Here is a 17,624-nt window from a genome sequence, read left to right on the forward strand (position 1 = left end):
ATGGACCTGCTGCTAGGTGCTGTCGTGCTTGGGGTGCTGCTCGGCTGCTTCTATGCAGCCGTCAGCGTCGGGTTGTCCGTCTCGTTCGGACTGCTCGACGTGCCCCACGTCGCGCATCCGGCCTTCCTGGTGCTCGCCTCCTACGGCGTGTACCAGCTCAACGAGAGCTACGACATCGATCCGCTGCTGGCGGGGCTCGCGATAACGCCGCTGTTCTTCCTGTTCGGCCTGCTTGCCTACCGCGTTTATTACGAAACCTTCGAGAAGCGCGGCAGCGACGCCGCCGTGCGCGGCATCGCGTTTTTCTTCGGCATCGCCTTCATCATCGAGGTTTTGATCATCCTTCATTTCGGCGTCGACCAGCGCTCGGTCTCGGCGACCTATATCGGCAAGTCGTGGCGGTTCGGCGAGTTCCGGATACCGATCCGGCAACTGGTGGCGTTCGCGGTGGCGCTGGGGCTGACGGTGCTGCTCGCGGTGTATCTGTCGAAAACCTTCATGGGCCGCGCGATCCGCGCCGTCGCGCAGGACGAGGAGGCGCTGCGGCTGATGGGCGCCAATCCGGTCCGCATCAAGCAATTTGCCTTCGGCATTGCCACCGCCGTGCTCGGGATCGCCGGCGCGCTGCTGATCATCGTGGCGCCGGTCGAGCCGACGCTCGACCGAGCCTATATCGGGCGCACCTTCTGCGTCGTGGTCATGGCCGGGCTCGGCAGCATCAGCGGCACGCTGATCGCCGCCATCATCCTCGGCGTCGCCGAATCGATCGTGCTGACGATGTTCGGCGCCTCCTGGGCGCCGGCGATCTCGTTCGCGATGCTGCTCGGCGTGCTCGCCGTCCGGCCGCAAGGTCTGCTCGGCCGATGACGAAGCATCGCCACACCATCGCATTCTGGGCCGGCGTGGTCGTCTTCCTCGTCGCCGTGCTGTCGATGACCCAGATCGTCCGCAACGAATATCCGTTCTTCGCCGGCTACGTCATCCTGCAATTCATCGCGCTCGCGGTCGCCTGGAGCATCCTGGGCGGTTATGCCGGTTACGTCAATTTCGGCACCAACGCCTTTTTCGGCGTCGGCGTCTACACCGCGGTCGCCCTGTTCAAGGCGACGGGAGCGCCGCTGGTGGTGCAGATCGCGGTCGCCGCGGTGGTCGGCATGGCGCTCGGTTTTGGCGTTGGCCTCCTGACCTTACGGATGCGCGGCATCTTCTTCTCGATCGCGACGATTGCGCTCGCGATCATCATCGAGACATTCGTGATGAACTGGCGGTTCGTCGGCGGCGCGGCCGGGATCCAGATCCAGCGGCCGCCGGTGATGGCGCCGTTCGACAGTTACGTGAAGATGCTGTTCTTCGTGCAGGCGCTCCTCGCGGTCACGGCCGTTGCGATCGCGCGCTACATCCAGAATTCCCGGATCGGCCGCGGCCTGCAGGCGCTGAGGGACGACGAACTCGCCGCCGAATGCACGGGTGTGCCGACCCTGAAGCTGAAACTGGTCGCCTGCATGATATCGGGCGCGCTGATTTCCGCGGCCGGCGCGCCCGCCGCCATGTACCTGCAATATGCCGATCCCTCATCGGCATTCAATTTGAGCTACTCGGTGTCGGCGCTTGCGATGGCGCTGATCGGCGGAACCGCGCACTGGATCGGCCCGGTGCTCGGCGCCATCCTGCTCGGCTCGACGCAGCAGCTTCTCGCCGTCACCATCTCCTCGGAGGTCAACGTGCTGGTGCTCGGCATCATGCTGGTGCTGTTCGTGGTCGGCGCGCCCAAGGGCATCATCGGCCTGTTGCGGCCGCGCTATCGCCTGCGCGCGGGAGGCAAGCCATGACGCCGGCCGCCGCGCCTGACACGCCCCTGCTGCAAGTGGGGACCCTTACCAAGACCTTCGGCGGTTTCACCGCGCTCGACAATATCAGCGTCGATATCAGGAAAGGCGAACGGTTCGGCCTGATCGGCCCGAACGGCTCCGGCAAGACCACGCTGATCAACTGCATTTCCGGCGCGCTGCGTCCGCAGGTCGGCAGCGTGGTGTTCTGCGGCGAGGACATTACCCAACTGCCGCCGCATTTGCGGGCACGCCGCGGCATCGCCCGCAGCTTTCAGATCCCGCGGCCGTTCAAGAGCATGACGGTGCTGGAAAACCTCATGGTCGGGCTCGACTTTGCCAAGGTCGGTTCGAGCGTGCCGGAGGAAGACGTCGCGATGTCGATCCTGACGCGGATGGGCCTCGCGTCGAAGGCCGGCGCGCCGACCGATACGCTGAGCCAGGTGGAATTGCGCAAGATGGAGCTCGCGCGTGCGATGGCGGTGCGGCCGAAGCTTTTGATCTCCGACGAGGCCATGGCGGGACTTTCCTCGTCCGAAGTCGACGAGGTGCTGGACCTCCTGATCAGCCTCGGTGAGGAGCACATCACCATCATCATGATCGAGCACATCATGCAGGCGGTGATGCGCTTTTCCGAACGGGTGATGTGCCTCGACGCCGGAAAAATCATCGCGATCGGTGCGCCGGCCGAGGTGATGGCCAACAAGCGGGTGCAGGAGGCCTATCTTGGCACTTAGCCTTGCCATCGAGGGCCTCGACGCCGGCTACGGCGCCGTCAAGGCGCTGCGCGGCGTGACGCTCCATGTCGAGGCCGGCGAAACCGTTGCCTTGCTCGGCACCAATGGCAACGGCAAAAGCACGCTGATGAAATGCATCATGGGCCTGGTCCGTCCGGATCGCGGCCGGCTGTCGCTTTCGATCGACGGCCAGGCGCACGATCTGACCAAACTCTCGCCTGAAGCGATCGTCGATCTCGGCGTGGCGCTGGTGCCGGAGGGACGGCGGCTGTTTCCCAAGCTGACGGTCACGGAAAACCTGATGCTGGGCGCCTTCCGGAAAGTGGCCCGCAGCGCTATCCGGCAAAATCTCGCGCTGGCGTTCGAGACTTTTCCGGCCCTCAAGGAGCGCCGCAACCAGCTCGCCGGAACCATGTCCGGCGGACAGCAGCAGATGCTCGCGATTGCGCGCGCGCTGATGTCCTCGCCACGCCTGTTGCTGATCGACGAACCCTCGGTCGGGCTGTCGCCGCTTCTGGTCTCGCAGACGATTACCAAGATCGGCGAACTCAAGCAGCGCGTGGGACTTACGGTCTTGATGGCCGAGCAGAATTTCAACCAGGCGATCCGGATCGCCGACCGCGGCTACATCATCGTGCATGGCGAGATCGCGGTGGCGGCCCAGTCGGTCGACGAGTTGAAGGCCAACGATATCGTCAAGCGGCTCTATCTCGGCGGCGTCGCCTGACGGATATAACGGCATCGTGACGGTGTCTGCGCCGTTCTGCCGGTTTTACAGCCTCGCCTGTTGCCGTCCGCTGCCCCATAATCTGTCATCGCGTCAGTGCAGACGACAGATGAGGCAAGCGATGAAGATCGACGATGTCAGGCGAACCGCCTATTCGATGCCGCTGACCAACCCGTCATTCCCGCCGGGGCCGTATCGTTTCTTCAACCGCGAATATTTCATCATCACCTATCGCACCGATCCCGATGCGCTTGCCGCCGTGGTGCCCGAGCCGCTCGAAGTCACTGAGGCGGTCGTGAAATACGAATTCATCCGCATGCCTGATTCAACCGGCTTCGGCGATTACACCGAAACCGGCCAGGTGATCCCGGTCCGCCTGGAGGGAGAGGAGGGCGTCTACGTTCATTCGATGTATCTGGACGACGAGGGACCGATCGCCGGCGGCCGCGAGCTCTGGGGCTTCCCGAAGAAACTGGCTTCGCCGAAAATCGCCGTCGAGAGCGACGTGCTGGTCGGCACGCTGCACTACGGCTCGGTGCTGTGCGCCTCCGCCACCATGGGCTACAAGCATCGCCCGGTTGACCACGACACGGTGTTGAAGGCGATGAAGGCGCCAAACTTCATGCTCAAGATCATCCCGCATGTCGACGGCACCCCGCAGATCTGCGAACTGGTTCGCTATTATCTGGAAGACATCACGCTGAAGGAAGCATGGACCGGCCCCGCGGCGCTCGGCCTGTTCCCGCATGCACTTTGCGACGTGGCGCGGCTGCCGGTGCGCGAAGTGGTCTCCGCGCTGCATTTCAAGGCCGATCTGACGCTCGGCCTCGGGACGGTCGCGTTTGATTACATGGCGAAGTGACGCGCGGGCTTTTGGCGGCGCTTACTGCGCGCCTCTTAGCGTGCAGGCGGTCGAGCAGGTCGTGGTCACGCCGCGCTCGCAGGCGATGCACACCGCGACGCACTGCTTGATGTCCTTGGGATTGTACTGGCTGTAAAGCTTGCGGGCGCAGTTGTCGATCGAGCCGGTGACGTCGTTATTGCTCTCAGGCGTGCACGCAGCCAGCCCCGCGGCCGACAGGACGATAGCAATAATGACGCGCATGTTGGTCGCTCCAACCGGGAGCCGTCGCTGAAAGACTGCGGCGACGGCCTGGGGCCCTCGCAGAATTTACCCCTCAGGATTGCGCGATTGGATTAATCGAGGGTTACTAGGGACCGGGTTCCTATGCGTAGTCCTACGTGGCGGGATGTGTGCAGGTGCACACATCCCGCCGGGAAGGCGTCGGGGTTACCTCAGCGCACCAGCACATTCCTGAACTGCCAGGGATCCGACGTGTCGATGTCTTCCGGAAACAGGCCCGGACGGTCCGACAGCGGCGTCCAGTCGGTGTAAAAACCCTTCACTGGGCCGAGATACGGCATCTGGATTTCGAGGCAGCGGCGGAAATCCATCTCGTCGGCCTCGACGATGCCGGCTTCCGGGTTTTCCAGCGCCCAGACCATGCCGGCCAGCACGGCCGAGGACACCTGCATGCCGGTGGCGTTCTGGTAGGGGCAGATGCGGCGGGTTTCCTCGATCGAGAGCTGCGAGCCGTACCAATAGGCGTTCTTGCCGTGGCCGTAGAGCAGCACGCCGAGCTCGTCGATGCCGTCCTCGATCTCGTTCTCGTCCAGAATGTGCCACTTCGACTGCATCTTGCCGGTCGCGCCGAAAATCTCGTGTAGCGACAGCACGGCGTCGTTGGCCGGGTGATAGGCGTAGTGGCAGGTCGGGCGATAGACCACTTTCGACCCGTCGCGCACGGTGAAATAGTCCGCAATCGAGATCGACTCGTTATGGGTGACGAGGAAGCCATATTGCGCGCCCGGTGTCGGGCACCACGAGCGCACGCGCGTGTTGGCGCCCGGCTGTAGCAGATAGATGGCGGCGCCACAGCCCTCGGTGTGCGCCCGGCCGTTCTCCGGCATCCACTTCTCATGCGTGCCCCAGCCGAGTTCGGCCGGCTGCATGCCCTCGGAAACGAAGCCCTCGACCGACCAGGTGTTGACGAACACGTTCATCAGCTTCGGCTTCTTCGACCGCTGGGTGTCGCGCTCGGCGATATGGATGCCCTTGACGCCGAGCTTTTGCGCGAGCTGGCCCCAGCCCTCGCGGCTCTGCGGCTCGTTGATCGTCAGACCTGTATCGCGGGCGATGTCGAGCAGCGCCTGCTTGACGAACCACGACACCATGCCGGGATTGGCGCCGCAGGTGGAGACCGCGGTGGTGCCGCCCGGGCTCTTGTGCTTGGCCGCCAGCAGCGTCTCGCGCAGCGCATAGTTGGAGCGCTTCTCCGGGCCGATCTTCTTGTCGAAATAGAAGCCGAGCCACGGCTCCACGACGGTGTCGATGTAGAGCGCGCCGATCTCGCGGCACAGCGTCATGATGTCGACCGACGAAGTATCGACCGAAAGGTTGACGCAAAAACCCTGGCCGCCGCCGGCGGTGAGCAGCGGCACCAGCACCTCGCGGTAGTTCTCGCGAGTGATACCCTCTTTGATGAAGCGCACGCCGTGCTGCTTGGCGAGCTCGCCGTCCTCATGCGGATCGATGATGACGAAGCGCGACTTGTCATAATCGAAGTGGCGTTCGATCAAGGGCAGCGTGCCTTTGCCGATCGAGCCGAAGCCGATCATGACAATGGGGCCGGAAATTTTCGCATGGATTGGCGCGGACGGGCTCATAAGTGGGTCTCCGGAAAGGTACGGTCTGTCGTGAAGGTGGGATCAGGCGGTGCGGCGCTTCGCGGTCACTTCGATCTCGATCTTCATCTCGGGCTTGTAGAGGCCCGCGACGACGAGAAGCGTAGCGGCGGGGCGGATGTCGCCGAGGACCTCGCCGCAAACGGCGAAATGGGCATCCGCGTCCGCATGGTCGGTGATGTAATACGTCGCGCGGACGATGTCGGCCATCGCGAAACCGCCTTCCTTCAGGGCGGCCTCGATGGTCTTGAAGCAGTTCCGTGACTGGCTCGTGACATCCGCCGGCATCGTCATGGTGGCGTAATCGTAGCCGGTGGTGCCGGCGACAAAGGCGAAGTCGCCGTCGATGACGGCGCGGCTGTAGCCGGCGGTCTTCTCGAACGGCGAGCCGGTGGAGATCAGGCGACGGGGCATCGGAACCTCGATCGTGGGAAGGACTGGGGATGATCCGGGGCGGGTTTGGCGCGGTTTAAGGGCTTTTCGCCTGTGCGCGCAACCCCTCGCGGGACTACCGGGATGGCCTGACAACATCGGAAGCCGGGGGCGCGGAGCCGCCCCAGCGGCGCACCAGGAGGTCCCGCACGATCATGACCGAGATCACGATCAGGAGCACTGTGGTGATGACGCTACGGAGGCGTGGGCGCGCGCCGGCGCCTTTCTCAGGAGGGGTCTCCGGCATGGCGCTACGCCACGCGCGGCACGAGCAGTGCCCTTCTCACCCGGGCTGCCTTCGTCTTGGGCAGCGGCGCGCCGGTCGGCGCGATCATGCCCCAGGCGCCACTGAGCGCGCCCTCACACAGCTCCAGGCCGAGCAGCCGGTCGCGCTCGAACGCACCCGGCAGCGACAGCCCGCCGGTCTTCCGGTGCGAGAAGCCGAAACGGGCGTAATAGGGCGCATCGCCCAGCAGGATTACCGCGCGATGGCCACGCGCCTTCGCCGCCGCGAGCGCGTGGTCCATCAGCGCAGCCCCGACGCCGAGCTGGCGGCAGGAAGCCTCCACCGCCAGCGGGCCGAGCATGAGCGCCGGCTGGCCGCCGGCGCTGACGTGCCACAACCGCACGGTGCCCACCAGGCGGCCCTGCGCGACCGCCGACAGGCTGAGGCCTTCGGCGGGCGCGCGTCCGTCGCGCAGGCGCTGGCAGGTGCGCATATGGCGATTTTCGCCAAAGCAGGCATCCAGCAGCGCCTCGCGCGCAGCGACGTCCGAGGCCTGCTCGCTGCGGATCGCGAACGGAGCGGCGTCAGTGGCGAGGACAGCAGTGGTCTTCCGCAAAGCAGTCATGGCACGTCAGTCCCCGCTTCCACGGCAGGCAAGCCGCGCGAAGCGTTGTCTTGAATTCGGATGTGCAGGGGAGGGAGCCGGCGCACCGGCTCCCGTTATTCGAGCCTCAAACGAGGCGTCAGATGTGGTAGGTCCGCAGCGGCGGGATGCCGTTGAACGCCACCGACGAGTAGGTCGACGTGTACGCCCCGGTGCCTTCGATCAAGAGCTTGTCGCCGATCTCGAGCGTCACCGGAAGCGGATACGGCAGCTTCTCGTACAGCACGTCGGCAGAGTCGCAGGTCGGCCCCGCGAGCACGCACGGCGTCATGTCCGCGCCGTCATGCGGCGTGCGGATGGCGTAGCGGATCGACTCGTCCATCGTCTCGGCGAGACCGCCGAACTTGCCGATGTCGAGATACACCCAGCGCACCTCGTCCTCGTCGCTCTTCTTGGAGATCAGAACGACTTCGGTCTCGATGATGCCGGCATTTCCGACCATGCCACGGCCCGGCTCGATGATGGTTTCCGGGATCTGGTTGCCGAAATGCTTGCGCAGCGCACGGAAGATCGACCGGCCGTATTGCACGACCGGAGGAACGTCCTTGAGGTACCTGGTCGGGAATCCACCGCCCATGTTGACCATGGACAGGCTGATCCCGCGCTCCGCACAGTCACGGAACACCGTCGAGGCCATCGCCAGCGCGCGGTCCCACGCCTTCACCTTGCGCTGCTGCGAGCCGACATGGAACGAGATGCCGCACGGCTCCAGGCCCAGGCGCTTGGCGAGGTCGAGCACCTCGACCGCCATCTCCGGGTCGCAGCCGAACTTCCGCGACAGCGGCCACTCGGCGCCTGCGCAGTCATACAGAATGCGGCAGAACACTTTTGCGCCGGGGGCGGCTCGCGCGATCTTTTCGACCTCTGCAGCGCAGTCGACCGCGAACAGGCGAATGCCGAGCGCGAAGGCGCGCGCGATGTCGCGCTCCTTCTTGATCGTATTGCCATAGGAGATGCGGTCCGGGGTCGCTCCTGCAGTCAGCGCCATTTCGATCTCGGCGACGGTCGCCGTGTCGAAGCACGAGCCCATCGAGGCCAGGAGCTGCAGCACTTCGGGCGCCGGGTTCGCCTTCACCGCGTAGAACACGCGGCTGTCCGGCAAGGCCTTCGCAAAGGTCTGGTAATTGTCGCGCACGACTTCGAGGTCGACCACGAGGCACGGCTCGGTGTCTTGGCCCTCGCTGCGGCGGTTACGCAGGAATTCCTGAATACGTTCGGTCATAGCACCCTCCAAACGGCCCAGCGACGGGACCCGTTCAAATTTTGATCTCGGACATGAGTGCTTCGGCGTTGTCGCACGATGGAGACGCGACGAGGCCTCGAACTCAGACCGAATTGTGCTGCCGTGGATTGGTTGGGAATGCTCCCGCCCGCACACCTGGCAATGAAGGACAAGCCTTTTCAGTAGCCCGCGCCGGCGTTGGAATGCCGGTAGAGACCAAAAAAGCCCGATCCGTCGTTGCTTTAAGTCGCGTCCCCCGTTGAGAGCGGGGTGCGCCGGTTCGCCTCCGGCTGCCAGTCACGGTTGCAAAGGATGCAGAGACCTTCAACGGCATCTCTTGAGAGAGATGCTGGCCACTCGAACAGAAGCGACCCTCGGTTCTTCATCCCTTGGCGGCTGTCCGGCCTCTTGTCCGGATACCTACCGACTGACACACGACCACAGGCACGTGCGAAATTGGGCAAGGCTGGAAATAAGACTTTTGATTCTGCTTCGCAACAATTTTTTTAGGCTGGGGACAAATTTCCCCATGCGTGCTTACAAATTGGTTCTCGGCGCGCGCAGCCGATGAACAAACATGAATGGACGTTAAGATTTCCGCGAGCGCTGCAGCGCCTGTGCCGCAGCGCTTTCTTGAACACGCGCGTCAGGCGCGCTTGAAGAACGGCTCGATGCGTTGCGCGGCGCGGATGAACGCCACCATGATCAGCACGCCGATCCCGAACAGCACCGCCTGGAGGATATGCGCGGCGGTGTCGTCGAGGCCGAACAGGATCGCGAGCGCCCAGCCGCCGGCAAACGCCGCGCCGAACACTTCGGCGCCGATCAGGATCGCCGCCGAGATGACGGTGATGACGCTCGGCCAGACGATCGCGCGGGAGGAGGTGGAAGCGGGCTGTGGGCTCATGGAAAAGGTCCTGTTCAAGGGGCGCAATCTCTCCGAAAAGCCCCCATCTATCAAGCGCAAAAAGCCCAAAAATGCCGCATCGCGTGATATAGATTGCCGCATGTTCCAGAGCGTTTTCAAGCGAAATGGCGACCGGTTCGCGCTAAAGAAAACGCGTCAAAACAAGGTTGGAGCCCGGCCCTGATCAATCAGGGCCGAGAGGGCTCCAGAGGAAAAGACGGGATTTGTGATGTCAGAAACCCTGCAGACGGCAGCCGCTCCGGAAGCTGGAGCAAATCCGCTGCTTCAGCCGTGGCAGGCGCCGTTCGAGACGCCGCCCTTCGCCGAGATCGAGCCGGAGCACTTCCTGCCCGCCTTCGAGCAGGCCTTTGCCGACCATGCCGCCGAGATCGCGGCGATCAGCCATGACCCCACCCTGCCGGACTTCGCCAACACCATCACGGCGCTGGAGCGCTCCGGCAAGCTGCTCTCCAAGGTCGCAGCCGTGTTCTACGACCTGGTCTCGGCGCACTCCAATCCGGCGATTCTCGAGATCGACAAGGAAGTCTCCTTGCGGATGGCGCGGCACTGGAACCCGATCATGATGAACGCGGTGCTGTTCGGCCGCATCGCGATGCTGCACGAGAAGCGCGCCACGCTCGGCCTGACGGCTGAGCAGATGCGGCTGCTGGAGCGCACCTACACCAACTTCTACCGCGCCGGCGCCGGCCTTGACGAGGTTGCCAAGAAGCGGCGGGCCGAGATCAACGAGCGGCTGGCCCAGCTCGGCACCTCGTTCAGCCACCACCTGCTCGGCGACGAGCAGGACTGGTTCATGGAGCTCGGCGAGGACGACCGCGCCGGGCTTCCCGAGGCGTTCGTCGCCGCGGCGAAGGCGGCGGCCGAAGAGCGGGGCATGGCAGGCAAGGCGATCGTGACGCTGTCGCGCTCCTCGGTGGAGCCGTTCCTGAAGAGCTCGTCGCGCCGCGACCTGCGCGAGAAGGTCTTCAAGGCCTTCACCGCGCGCGGCGACAATGGCAACGCCAACGACAACAACGCCACCATCGTGGAGATCCTGGAGCTCCGCGAGGAGGCCGCCAGGATCATGGGCTATCCGACCTACGCCGCCTACCGGCTGGAGGATTCCATGGCCAAGACGCCGGAAGCCGTCCGCAGCCTGCTGGAGCGGGTCTGGAAGCCCGCGCGGGCGCGGGCGCTCGCCGACCGCGACGCGTTGCAGGAGTTGATCGCGGAGGAAGGCGGCAACTTCACCCTCGCGCCGTGGGACTGGCGCTATTATTCCGAAATCCTGCGCCAGCGCCGCGCCAATTTCGACGACGCCGCGATCAAGCCCTATCTGGTTCTCGACCACATGATCGAGGCCGCCTTCGACTGCGCCACCCGCCTGTTCGGGATCACCTTCTCGGAGCGGAAGGACGTCCCGGTCTGGCATCCGGACGTCCGGGTCTGGGAGGTCAAGGACGCCGACGGCAAGCACAAGGCGCTGTTCTACGGCGATTACTTCGCCAGGCCCTCAAAGCGCTCCGGCGCCTGGATGACCTCGCTGCGCGACCAGCAGAAGCTCGACGGCGAGATCGCCCCGCTGATCATCAATGTCTGCAACTTCGCCAAGGGGGCCGGCGGTGAGCCGTCGCTGCTGTCGCCGGACGATGCGCGGACGCTATTCCACGAATTCGGCCATGGCCTGCACGGCATGCTGTCCAACGTGACCTATCCCTCGCTGTCGGGGACATCCGTGTTCACCGATTTCGTAGAGCTGCCCTCGCAGCTCTACGAGCACTGGCAGGAGCAGCCGCAGGTGCTGCGGCAGTTCGCAAAACACTACCAGACCGGCGAGCCGCTGCCGGACGACCTGCTGGCCCGCTTCCTGGCTGCCCGCAAGTTCAACCAGGGCTTTGCCACCGTGGAATTCGTCTCCTCGGCGCTGATCGACCTCGAATTCCACACCCAGCCGGCCGCGGCCAGCCGGGATGTTTCGGCATTCGAGAAGGCCGAATTGGAAAAGATCGGCATGCCCGCGGAAATCGCGCTGCGGCACCGGCCCACGCAGTTCGGTCATATTTTTTCCGGCGATCATTATGCGTCCGGCTATTACAGCTACATGTGGTCGGAAGTGATGGACGCCGACGCCTTTGGCGCCTTCGAGGAGGCCGGCGACATCTTCGATCCCTCAACCGCCAAACGCCTGCACGACGACATCTATTCGTCGGGCGGCTCGCGCGAGCCGGAGGAGGCCTATGTCGCCTTCCGCGGTCGCGAGCCGGAGGCCGACGCGCTGTTGCGGCGTCGGGGCCTGCTCGAAACAACACCGGCGGCCTGAGGTGACATCAACCATGCACCGGTTACTCGGTTCGCTCCTCCTCGCTGCCGTCATCGTGCTCGGCACGGCCACCGCCGAGGCGCATCCGCACGTCTGGATCACCGCCAGGAGCGAGGTGGTCTACGCCCCCGACGGCTCGATCACAGGCGTCCGCCACGCCTGGACCTTTGACGAGATGTTCACGACCTACGCGCTGCAGGGTCTCGAGACCAAGACCAAAGGGGTTTACACCCGCGAAGAGCTGGCGCCGCTGGCGCAGACCAATGTCGAATCGCTGAAGGAGTTCAACTTCTTCACCTTCGCCAGGGCCGACGGCAAGAAGGAGAAGTTTTCAGATCCCGTCGATTACTTCCTCGAATACAGGGACAGCGAGCTGACGCTGCATTTCACGCTGCCGGTCAAAACGCCGTTCAAGGCGAAGCAGGCGGCACTTGAAGTGTTCGATCCTTCCTACTTCATCGATTTCAAGTTCGACGACAAGGATCCGATCAAGCTCAACGGTGCGCCCGCCGCCTGCCAGATGCAGTTCCAGCGGCCGAATGACGGCACCGCCAACGCGCAACGCCTCAACGAGCAGAATTTCATGAACGGCGACAACTCCAACTACGGCGCGATGTTCGCCAATAAGATCACGGTGAATTGCCCGTGAGGTTGTTGCCCGCAGGTCTCGCGCGAGGCATCGCAATCACGGCCGCAGCGTTCGCGGCCGTCATCGTTTTCGATGCCAGCTTGCATGCGCTGATGGCGCAGAATCCGTTCGGCGGTCCGCGCCCGGCCGCCGAGCCGCAGGTCGGCGGCCTGATCGGATGGATCCTCGCCAAGCAATCCGAATTCTACCGCGAGATGTCGGCGACCATACGCGCGGCCAAGTCGGACGGCAGCGCGGTCTGGACGCTGCTTGGGATTTCCTTTGCCTACGGCATCTTTCACGCCGCCGGCCCCGGCCACGGCAAGGCGGTGATCTCGTCCTATCTCGTCGCCAACGAGGAAACCGCGCGGCGCGGCATCGTGCTGTCGTTCGCCTCGGCGCTGCTGCAGGCGCTGGTGGCGGTGGCGCTGGTTGCGGTACTCGCCTGGCTGCTCAGTTCTACCGCCAAGACGATGTGCTCTGCGGAGAAGGTGATCGAGATCGCCAGCTACGCCCTGATCGCAGCGTTCGGCGCCCGGCTGGTCTGGACCAAGGGCGGCGGTTTTATGCGGGCGTTGCAGGCGAAGCCGGCGCCTGCGATGGCGGCTGCGCATCATCACGATCACGATCATCATGATCACGGCCACGACCATGGCCATCACGATCATGGTCATCACCACGACGGTCACCATCCTCACCTTGACCATGCTCACGGCCATGACCATTCGCATGGTGATGGTCACGTTCACGATGAGCATTGCGGTCATTCCCATGGCCCGACGCCCGATCAACTCGCCGGTCCCGGCGGCTGGCAGCGCGGCCTGGGCGCGATCTTCGCCGTAGGTTTAAGGCCCTGTTCGGGCGCGATCCTGGTGCTGGTGTTTTCGCTGGCGCAGGGCCTGTTTCTGGCCGGCATCGCCGCAACCTTCGTGATGGGGCTCGGCACCGCGATCACGGTCGCGACCATCGCCGTGGTCGCCGTATCGGCAAAGGGCATTGCCCGCCGGCTCAGCGCCGGGCGCGAGGGCAGCGGCACGCTCATCATGCGCGGCATCGAATTCGGCGCCGCCGGCCTGGTGCTGCTGTTCGGCCTCGGCCTGTTGTTCGGCTATCTCGCCGCCGAACGCGCGACCTGCCTCTGACCGCCCGCCGCCGACCAAGTCGGTCCAGCAACTGTGTGCGAGGCCACTTCCGGGGGTACACTTATCGGAAATGCAGAAGCGCCTTCGCAATGTCTGCTATTGCGGATGAGCGAACCTCGTCCGACCGCCAGCTGAGAATGTCCGTTCATCAGGGGTAGAGCGGAAGTAGCCGTGGTCCGGTCAAACCGACGCGAATGACCCAAAGCGGACGTTAGTCGGACCGTGCGGCCGACTTGCCAAGAGCTTTTTGGATAAATCGGACTTGGTCGCGCAAGCCGGTTTCGGTGTCTTCGCCATGCGGCAGCGGCGGAATAGTCAGAGCCAGCGGCGAACCTCGGCCTTGTAGCGGCGGTAGTCGTCGCCGAACTTCGCTTCGAGATAGCGCTCCTCGCGGGCGATCACCTGCGTCTGGATTGCGATCAGCACCAACGGGAGCAAGGCGAAGGCGATCGGCCCGTCGAAGCCGATCGCAAGGCCGGCATAGATAAGCGCCATGCCGAGATACATGGGATTGCGGGTCCGCCGATAAGGACCGGTCGTTGCGATGAGGGTCGTTGGCTGCGACGGCGGAACGTTGGTGCCCAGCCGCCGGAACAGCCCCGCCGCCGCAAGCATCATCGCCGCGCCGGCAACGAACAGCAGCGCGCCCGTCGCGACCAGCAACCGCCAGTCGATGCCGAAAGAGCGCAGGGTGACGAACCGCTCCGCTGCCAGCCCCAACAGCAGCGCTCCCAGATAGACGAAGGGCGGAGGGAAGCGCACACCCGCGCTGTCCGGTTCGACGGCCATGCTCATCTCCAATCGGTGCTCTCAAACCAGCATCGACTGCTGGGCGAAGATACCCGCCATCGCGCCTTGCCATGATGCCGTGGTGACCGAGGGCATGAGGGGGTTGGCGAGGTCGCCGGCGGCGTAGATGCCAGGCATGCTGGTTTGGCGGCGCTCGTCGACCTTGAGGGCGATGCCGAGGGGCGTATCCACCGTGGCAAGACCCAGTGATTCATGCAGGCTTGCGGACGGCTTGTTGCGCGGATGCGCGAACAGGATGTCGACCGCGACATCGGGGCCGGTATCGAGCTTGACGGTGGCATTATGGGCCCCGTGATGGGCGATCCCGGTGATCCGGCCATCGACGACAGGTACGTTGCGGCTAGCCAGATCGGCCCGGATATCGGGCGGAATGTCGTGACCATCGGCGAAGAGCGTTAACCTGTCGGTCCAATCGTGGAACAGCCTGACCTGGTTTTGCGACTGCGGGCCGGACCAGATGAGGCCCCAATGCTGGCCGGCGACTTCAAAGCCGTCGCAATAGGGGCAAGGCACGATAGACCCGCCCCAGCCTTCGGCAAAACCCGGAACGTCAGGCATCTGGTCAACGATGCCATAGCTCAGGATTAGGCGGCACGCCCCAAGGCTTTCGCCATCGCCAGTGAGGACGGAGAATTTGTCGATGGTGCCAGAGATGCTGTCGGCCCGGGCGTTGACCAGCCTGACCGTGGGATAACGCGCCAGTTGCTGCCGCGCCTCGGCCAGAATGTCCAACGGTGGCTTGTGATCGTGGCCGAGCAGACCATGCGAGTGGTCAGCGAAGCGGTTGCGCGGCAGGCCGGTATCGAGAACGGTGACCTTGCGGCGAGCGCGGCCGAGCTGCAGCGCGGCGGCGAGACCGGCAAAGCTGCCGCCAATGATGATAACGTCATTCATGGTGATGGGCTCCGTGTTATGGATGGAGGGGGATGGGCTGGGCTGAGCGGTGGCCTGGGCGCGGGGGATTCCAACGATGGAAAGCGCGGTAAGCTTCAGCAGGGTTCGTCGTTGCATGGGGTCCCCCTTGTGTTTTAGTCGGCGCAATATCGTCAGATGATACGCGCTTGAGACGGGCAGCGAGCAGGGCTTCGGCATCGCCAACTAAGTCGCCCTTCACGGTGTTGACCGGCCGGACGATGCCGCATTCGATATCGCCGGGCGGCCTGGGGAAACTTGATCTGGAGGACAAGTTGAAAACTACCCATTGGCTTGCACATTTCAGATACTACATGGTATCGTAATGCAAGAATTAGAATACTGTCAAGTACTGGAATTGTCGTGACCGAAAACAGCCAGGGCCGGCGCGGCCGGCCCGCCAACGAGGCGCTTGGCCAAACGATCGTCGACGCCGCGCGCGAACTCTTTGTGGAGTTGGGTTTTCAAGCGACGACATTGGACAAGGTCGCCCAGCGGGCGAAGATATCCAAGCTCAGCATCTATCGGCACTTCGAGAACAAGGAGTCGCTGTTCAGCGCGGCCATGGCGGCCGGCTGCCATCAGTTGTTTGCACCACAAGCCCTTCTTGAGGGCGTCGACGGTTCGGTCGAAGACCAGCTCATGGCGGTGGGATCATTACTGCTTCGCACGTTGTTGAGATCAGACGTCCGCAGTGTCGAAGCCATGGTCATGGCCGACAAGACGAGTCAAAACTCGTTAAGCAAGCTCCATTTCGAAGCCGGCCCCGCCCATGTCATCGCCCAAATCGAGGCCCTGTTGTGTCAGTTGCACGCGAAGGCGGTTCTGAACGTGCCCGATCCTCTCCGGTCCGCCCGCTTGTTTGCCGCGCTTTTCAAAGGATCCGATCTCCTGATGATCGCACGCTTCGATCAGGCGAAAGGAGAGGACGACAACGAAATCGAATCCTATTGCCGGTCGGCCGTCGCCATGTTCATCGCCGCGCACCGTGGCAACGACCACGCGGACGGATAGCCTAGCGGTGAGAATACCCATGGTATTCGATGCGCCAGAAAGCGGCCTGGATCGGTAAGCCCAGTCTGGTCTGGAATTGTGCACCTTTGAGACATGGTGCCGCGCCCTGTGATTGTCTGCTTGCTGATGAAGACCGGAAGTAATCGGCGCTTAATTCAGAATGACGCGATTGACCCAAACAAGACTCTCGGCGCCGCCTTCTCGCATCCTTCAGAGCAGCCGTGTGCTCCGCGGAATGTCGAGCGCCGGTGGTTGCCGCGCGGCTGGCGCCTCGTCGAGTACACCATCCGCACCTGCAATCTCTTACGAAGAAACGAGCCTTAAGCCTTCAGGTCCGTGATCCTCATAATTGCGACCACGTTCCCATCATTGAACGCCTGCTCTTTTGTGTCCTTGTTGCAGGTCCAGACAAAGTTCTTCTTGGCCGTAAAGGTCTTTCCCTCCTGCTCAAGCCGAAGCTCGCCCTCGGGGATATGGCAGATCATGGCATTCATCATCGGGGGACCCATAGTCTTCGATCCCGGCTGCATAATGACATCGCGCATTGAGACAGTCTTAAAACCGGGGATGATGGATGGTGTCTCGCCATCGTAAGCGCGCACCACGACACCGGGCCACGGCGTCGTATCCTTGTAGCCCGTGGTCTGAGCGGCGGCTGGCTTTATCATGGCCGCCGAAGCCGCTGCCAACCCGATTCCCAATGCTGACCTTCGATCGATCTTGTTCATCGCTTTCTCCTGAGGTTACAGCAACGAGCCGCCGCAGAAGCGGCGCGCGCATTTCGTGGAATGTGAATGGTCGTGCGAACCGAAAAAAGCGTCGGTCTCTTAAGAGAGCGTGCCTGCCGATGGCATCAGTACTGCTCGTTCGCCCCGGACGGCGATTTCGGCTGTCCCGTTTCAAGGGCAACTAGATTATACGCGACCTGACGCGCCTGAGAAACAGCATCCAAAATGCACAATGTCTCAAACTGGTTAGAGCCAGAGACTGAAGACCGGACCCGGCGTCGGCAGCTTCACTCCGGCCAACGGATATAGCAAGTCAGCGTGACTGACCGGCCCCGCGGCTCCGGTCGGCGGTAGGTACGCTGCCAGGACCCGACTGACGTCCCGTCCGGAGGCGATGACTATAGCTTCCAGGATGTCCGGAGTTGTGCACCTTTGAGACATAGCGACCGGCCCTGACGATGTCCGTTTCCAAGGGAAGACCGCAAGTAGTCGGCCGACGACCAAAATGACGCGAATGGCCCAACGCGGACATCGATAGCCGCAAAACGAGCCTGTGAGTCCCCTTTTAGTCTGCTTGTTTGACA

The 17,624-nt window shown here is 63.5% G+C and carries 19 protein-coding genes; 10 read left to right on the forward strand and 9 right to left on the reverse strand.

Annotation, left to right across the window (positions count from 1 at the left end):
- From V1293_RS29255 to V1293_RS29275, 5 genes are all read left to right on the forward strand, one after another.
- Complete coding sequence (locus V1293_RS29255; RefSeq protein ID WP_334514362.1) at nucleotides 1-867, forward strand: branched-chain amino acid ABC transporter permease; 867 nt, start codon at nucleotides 1-3, stop codon at nucleotides 865-867.
- On the forward strand, nucleotides 864-1,829 hold the full coding sequence (locus V1293_RS29260) for a branched-chain amino acid ABC transporter permease (protein WP_334514363.1): 966 nt from the start codon (nucleotides 864-866) through the stop codon (nucleotides 1,827-1,829). Before V1293_RS29255 ends, V1293_RS29260 begins: the two co-directional genes overlap by 4 nt.
- Nucleotides 1,826-2,563, forward strand: coding sequence for an ABC transporter ATP-binding protein (locus V1293_RS29265; RefSeq protein ID WP_334514365.1), 738 nt, complete (start codon nucleotides 1,826-1,828; stop codon nucleotides 2,561-2,563). Before V1293_RS29260 ends, V1293_RS29265 begins: the two co-directional genes overlap by 4 nt.
- Nucleotides 2,553-3,290, forward strand: a complete 738-nt coding sequence (locus tag V1293_RS29270; RefSeq protein ID WP_334514367.1) for an ABC transporter ATP-binding protein — start codon at nucleotides 2,553-2,555, stop codon at nucleotides 3,288-3,290. Before V1293_RS29265 ends, V1293_RS29270 begins: the two co-directional genes overlap by 11 nt.
- Before the next feature lie 121 nt (nucleotides 3,291-3,411).
- Nucleotides 3,412-4,152, forward strand: coding sequence for an acetoacetate decarboxylase (locus V1293_RS29275; RefSeq protein ID WP_334514369.1), 741 nt, complete (start codon nucleotides 3,412-3,414; stop codon nucleotides 4,150-4,152).
- A 21-nt stretch (nucleotides 4,153-4,173) separates the two neighbouring features.
- Here the strand turns inward: V1293_RS29275 and V1293_RS29280 are convergent, their stop codons facing one another.
- The 6 genes from V1293_RS29280 to V1293_RS29305 form a co-directional block, all read right to left on the reverse strand.
- Entirely contained in the window at nucleotides 4,174-4,395 is a 222-nt protein-coding gene (locus V1293_RS29280; protein WP_334514370.1) for a hypothetical protein, read from the reverse strand.
- Between the two features lie 191 nt (nucleotides 4,396-4,586).
- Nucleotides 4,587-6,017: a homospermidine synthase gene (locus V1293_RS29285; protein ID WP_334514372.1), complete on the reverse strand. Its 1,431-nt coding sequence runs from the start codon at nucleotides 6,015-6,017 to the stop codon at nucleotides 4,587-4,589.
- Between the two features lie 42 nt (nucleotides 6,018-6,059).
- Nucleotides 6,060-6,449: a RidA family protein gene (locus V1293_RS29290; protein WP_334514373.1), complete on the reverse strand. Its 390-nt coding sequence runs from the start codon at nucleotides 6,447-6,449 to the stop codon at nucleotides 6,060-6,062.
- A 269-nt stretch (nucleotides 6,450-6,718) separates the two neighbouring features.
- Nucleotides 6,719-7,318, reverse strand: coding sequence for a GNAT family N-acetyltransferase (locus tag V1293_RS29295; RefSeq protein WP_334514374.1), 600 nt, complete (start codon nucleotides 7,316-7,318; stop codon nucleotides 6,719-6,721).
- Nucleotides 7,319-7,436: 118 nt separating this feature from the next.
- The gene (locus V1293_RS29300) at nucleotides 7,437-8,579 is read right to left on the reverse strand and encodes a type III PLP-dependent enzyme (protein ID WP_334514376.1); all 1,143 of its coding nucleotides are present in this window, start codon (nucleotides 8,577-8,579) and stop codon (nucleotides 7,437-7,439) included.
- A gap of 646 nt (nucleotides 8,580-9,225) precedes the next feature.
- Complete coding sequence (locus tag V1293_RS29305; protein WP_108521008.1) at nucleotides 9,226-9,486, reverse strand: hypothetical protein; 261 nt, start codon at nucleotides 9,484-9,486, stop codon at nucleotides 9,226-9,228.
- On the opposite strand from V1293_RS29305, the gene V1293_RS29310 reads away from it, so the two are divergent.
- From V1293_RS29310 to V1293_RS29325, 4 genes are read left to right on the forward strand one after another with little or no spacing between them, the layout of a single operon-like run.
- Nucleotides 9,485-9,670, forward strand: coding sequence for a hypothetical protein (locus V1293_RS29310; RefSeq protein ID WP_334514378.1), 186 nt, complete (start codon nucleotides 9,485-9,487; stop codon nucleotides 9,668-9,670). The genes V1293_RS29305 and V1293_RS29310 overlap by 2 nt on opposite strands.
- Nucleotides 9,671-9,715: 45 nt before the next feature.
- The gene (locus tag V1293_RS29315) at nucleotides 9,716-11,806 is read left to right on the forward strand and encodes a M3 family metallopeptidase (protein ID WP_334514380.1); all 2,091 of its coding nucleotides are present in this window, start codon (nucleotides 9,716-9,718) and stop codon (nucleotides 11,804-11,806) included.
- A gap of 13 nt (nucleotides 11,807-11,819) precedes the next feature.
- Nucleotides 11,820-12,455: a DUF1007 family protein gene (locus V1293_RS29320; RefSeq protein WP_334514382.1), complete on the forward strand. Its 636-nt coding sequence runs from the start codon at nucleotides 11,820-11,822 to the stop codon at nucleotides 12,453-12,455.
- A complete protein-coding gene (locus tag V1293_RS29325; protein WP_334514385.1) occupies nucleotides 12,446-13,576 on the forward strand; it encodes a nickel/cobalt transporter in 1,131 nt (376 codons plus the stop codon). Before V1293_RS29320 ends, V1293_RS29325 begins: the two co-directional genes overlap by 10 nt.
- 315 nt (nucleotides 13,577-13,891) lie before the next feature.
- On the opposite strand, the gene V1293_RS29330 is transcribed toward V1293_RS29325, so the two are convergent.
- Together V1293_RS29330 and V1293_RS29335 are read right to left on the reverse strand one after the other, a co-directional pair.
- Nucleotides 13,892-14,365 carry a methyltransferase family protein gene (locus tag V1293_RS29330; protein WP_334514386.1) on the reverse strand — a complete coding sequence of 158 codons (474 nt, stop codon included), beginning with the start codon at nucleotides 14,363-14,365 and terminating at the stop codon, nucleotides 13,892-13,894.
- 21 nt (nucleotides 14,366-14,386) lie between these two features.
- Nucleotides 14,387-15,280, reverse strand: coding sequence for an NAD(P)/FAD-dependent oxidoreductase (locus V1293_RS29335; protein ID WP_334516964.1), 894 nt, complete (start codon nucleotides 15,278-15,280; stop codon nucleotides 14,387-14,389).
- A 381-nt stretch (nucleotides 15,281-15,661) separates the two neighbouring features.
- On the opposite strand from V1293_RS29335, the gene V1293_RS29340 reads away from it, so the two are divergent.
- The gene (locus V1293_RS29340; protein WP_334514387.1) at nucleotides 15,662-16,312 is read left to right on the forward strand and encodes a TetR/AcrR family transcriptional regulator; all 651 of its coding nucleotides are present in this window, start codon (nucleotides 15,662-15,664) and stop codon (nucleotides 16,310-16,312) included.
- 320 nt (nucleotides 16,313-16,632) lie between these two features.
- On the opposite strand, the gene V1293_RS29345 is transcribed toward V1293_RS29340, so the two are convergent.
- Nucleotides 16,633-17,040, reverse strand: a complete 408-nt coding sequence (locus V1293_RS29345) for a hypothetical protein (protein WP_283032868.1) — start codon at nucleotides 17,038-17,040, stop codon at nucleotides 16,633-16,635.
- Nucleotides 17,041-17,624 lie beyond the last annotated feature (584 nt).

Source organism: Bradyrhizobium sp. AZCC 1693 (assembly GCF_036924745.1).
Classification (GTDB): Bacteria; Pseudomonadota; Alphaproteobacteria; order Rhizobiales; family Xanthobacteraceae; genus Bradyrhizobium.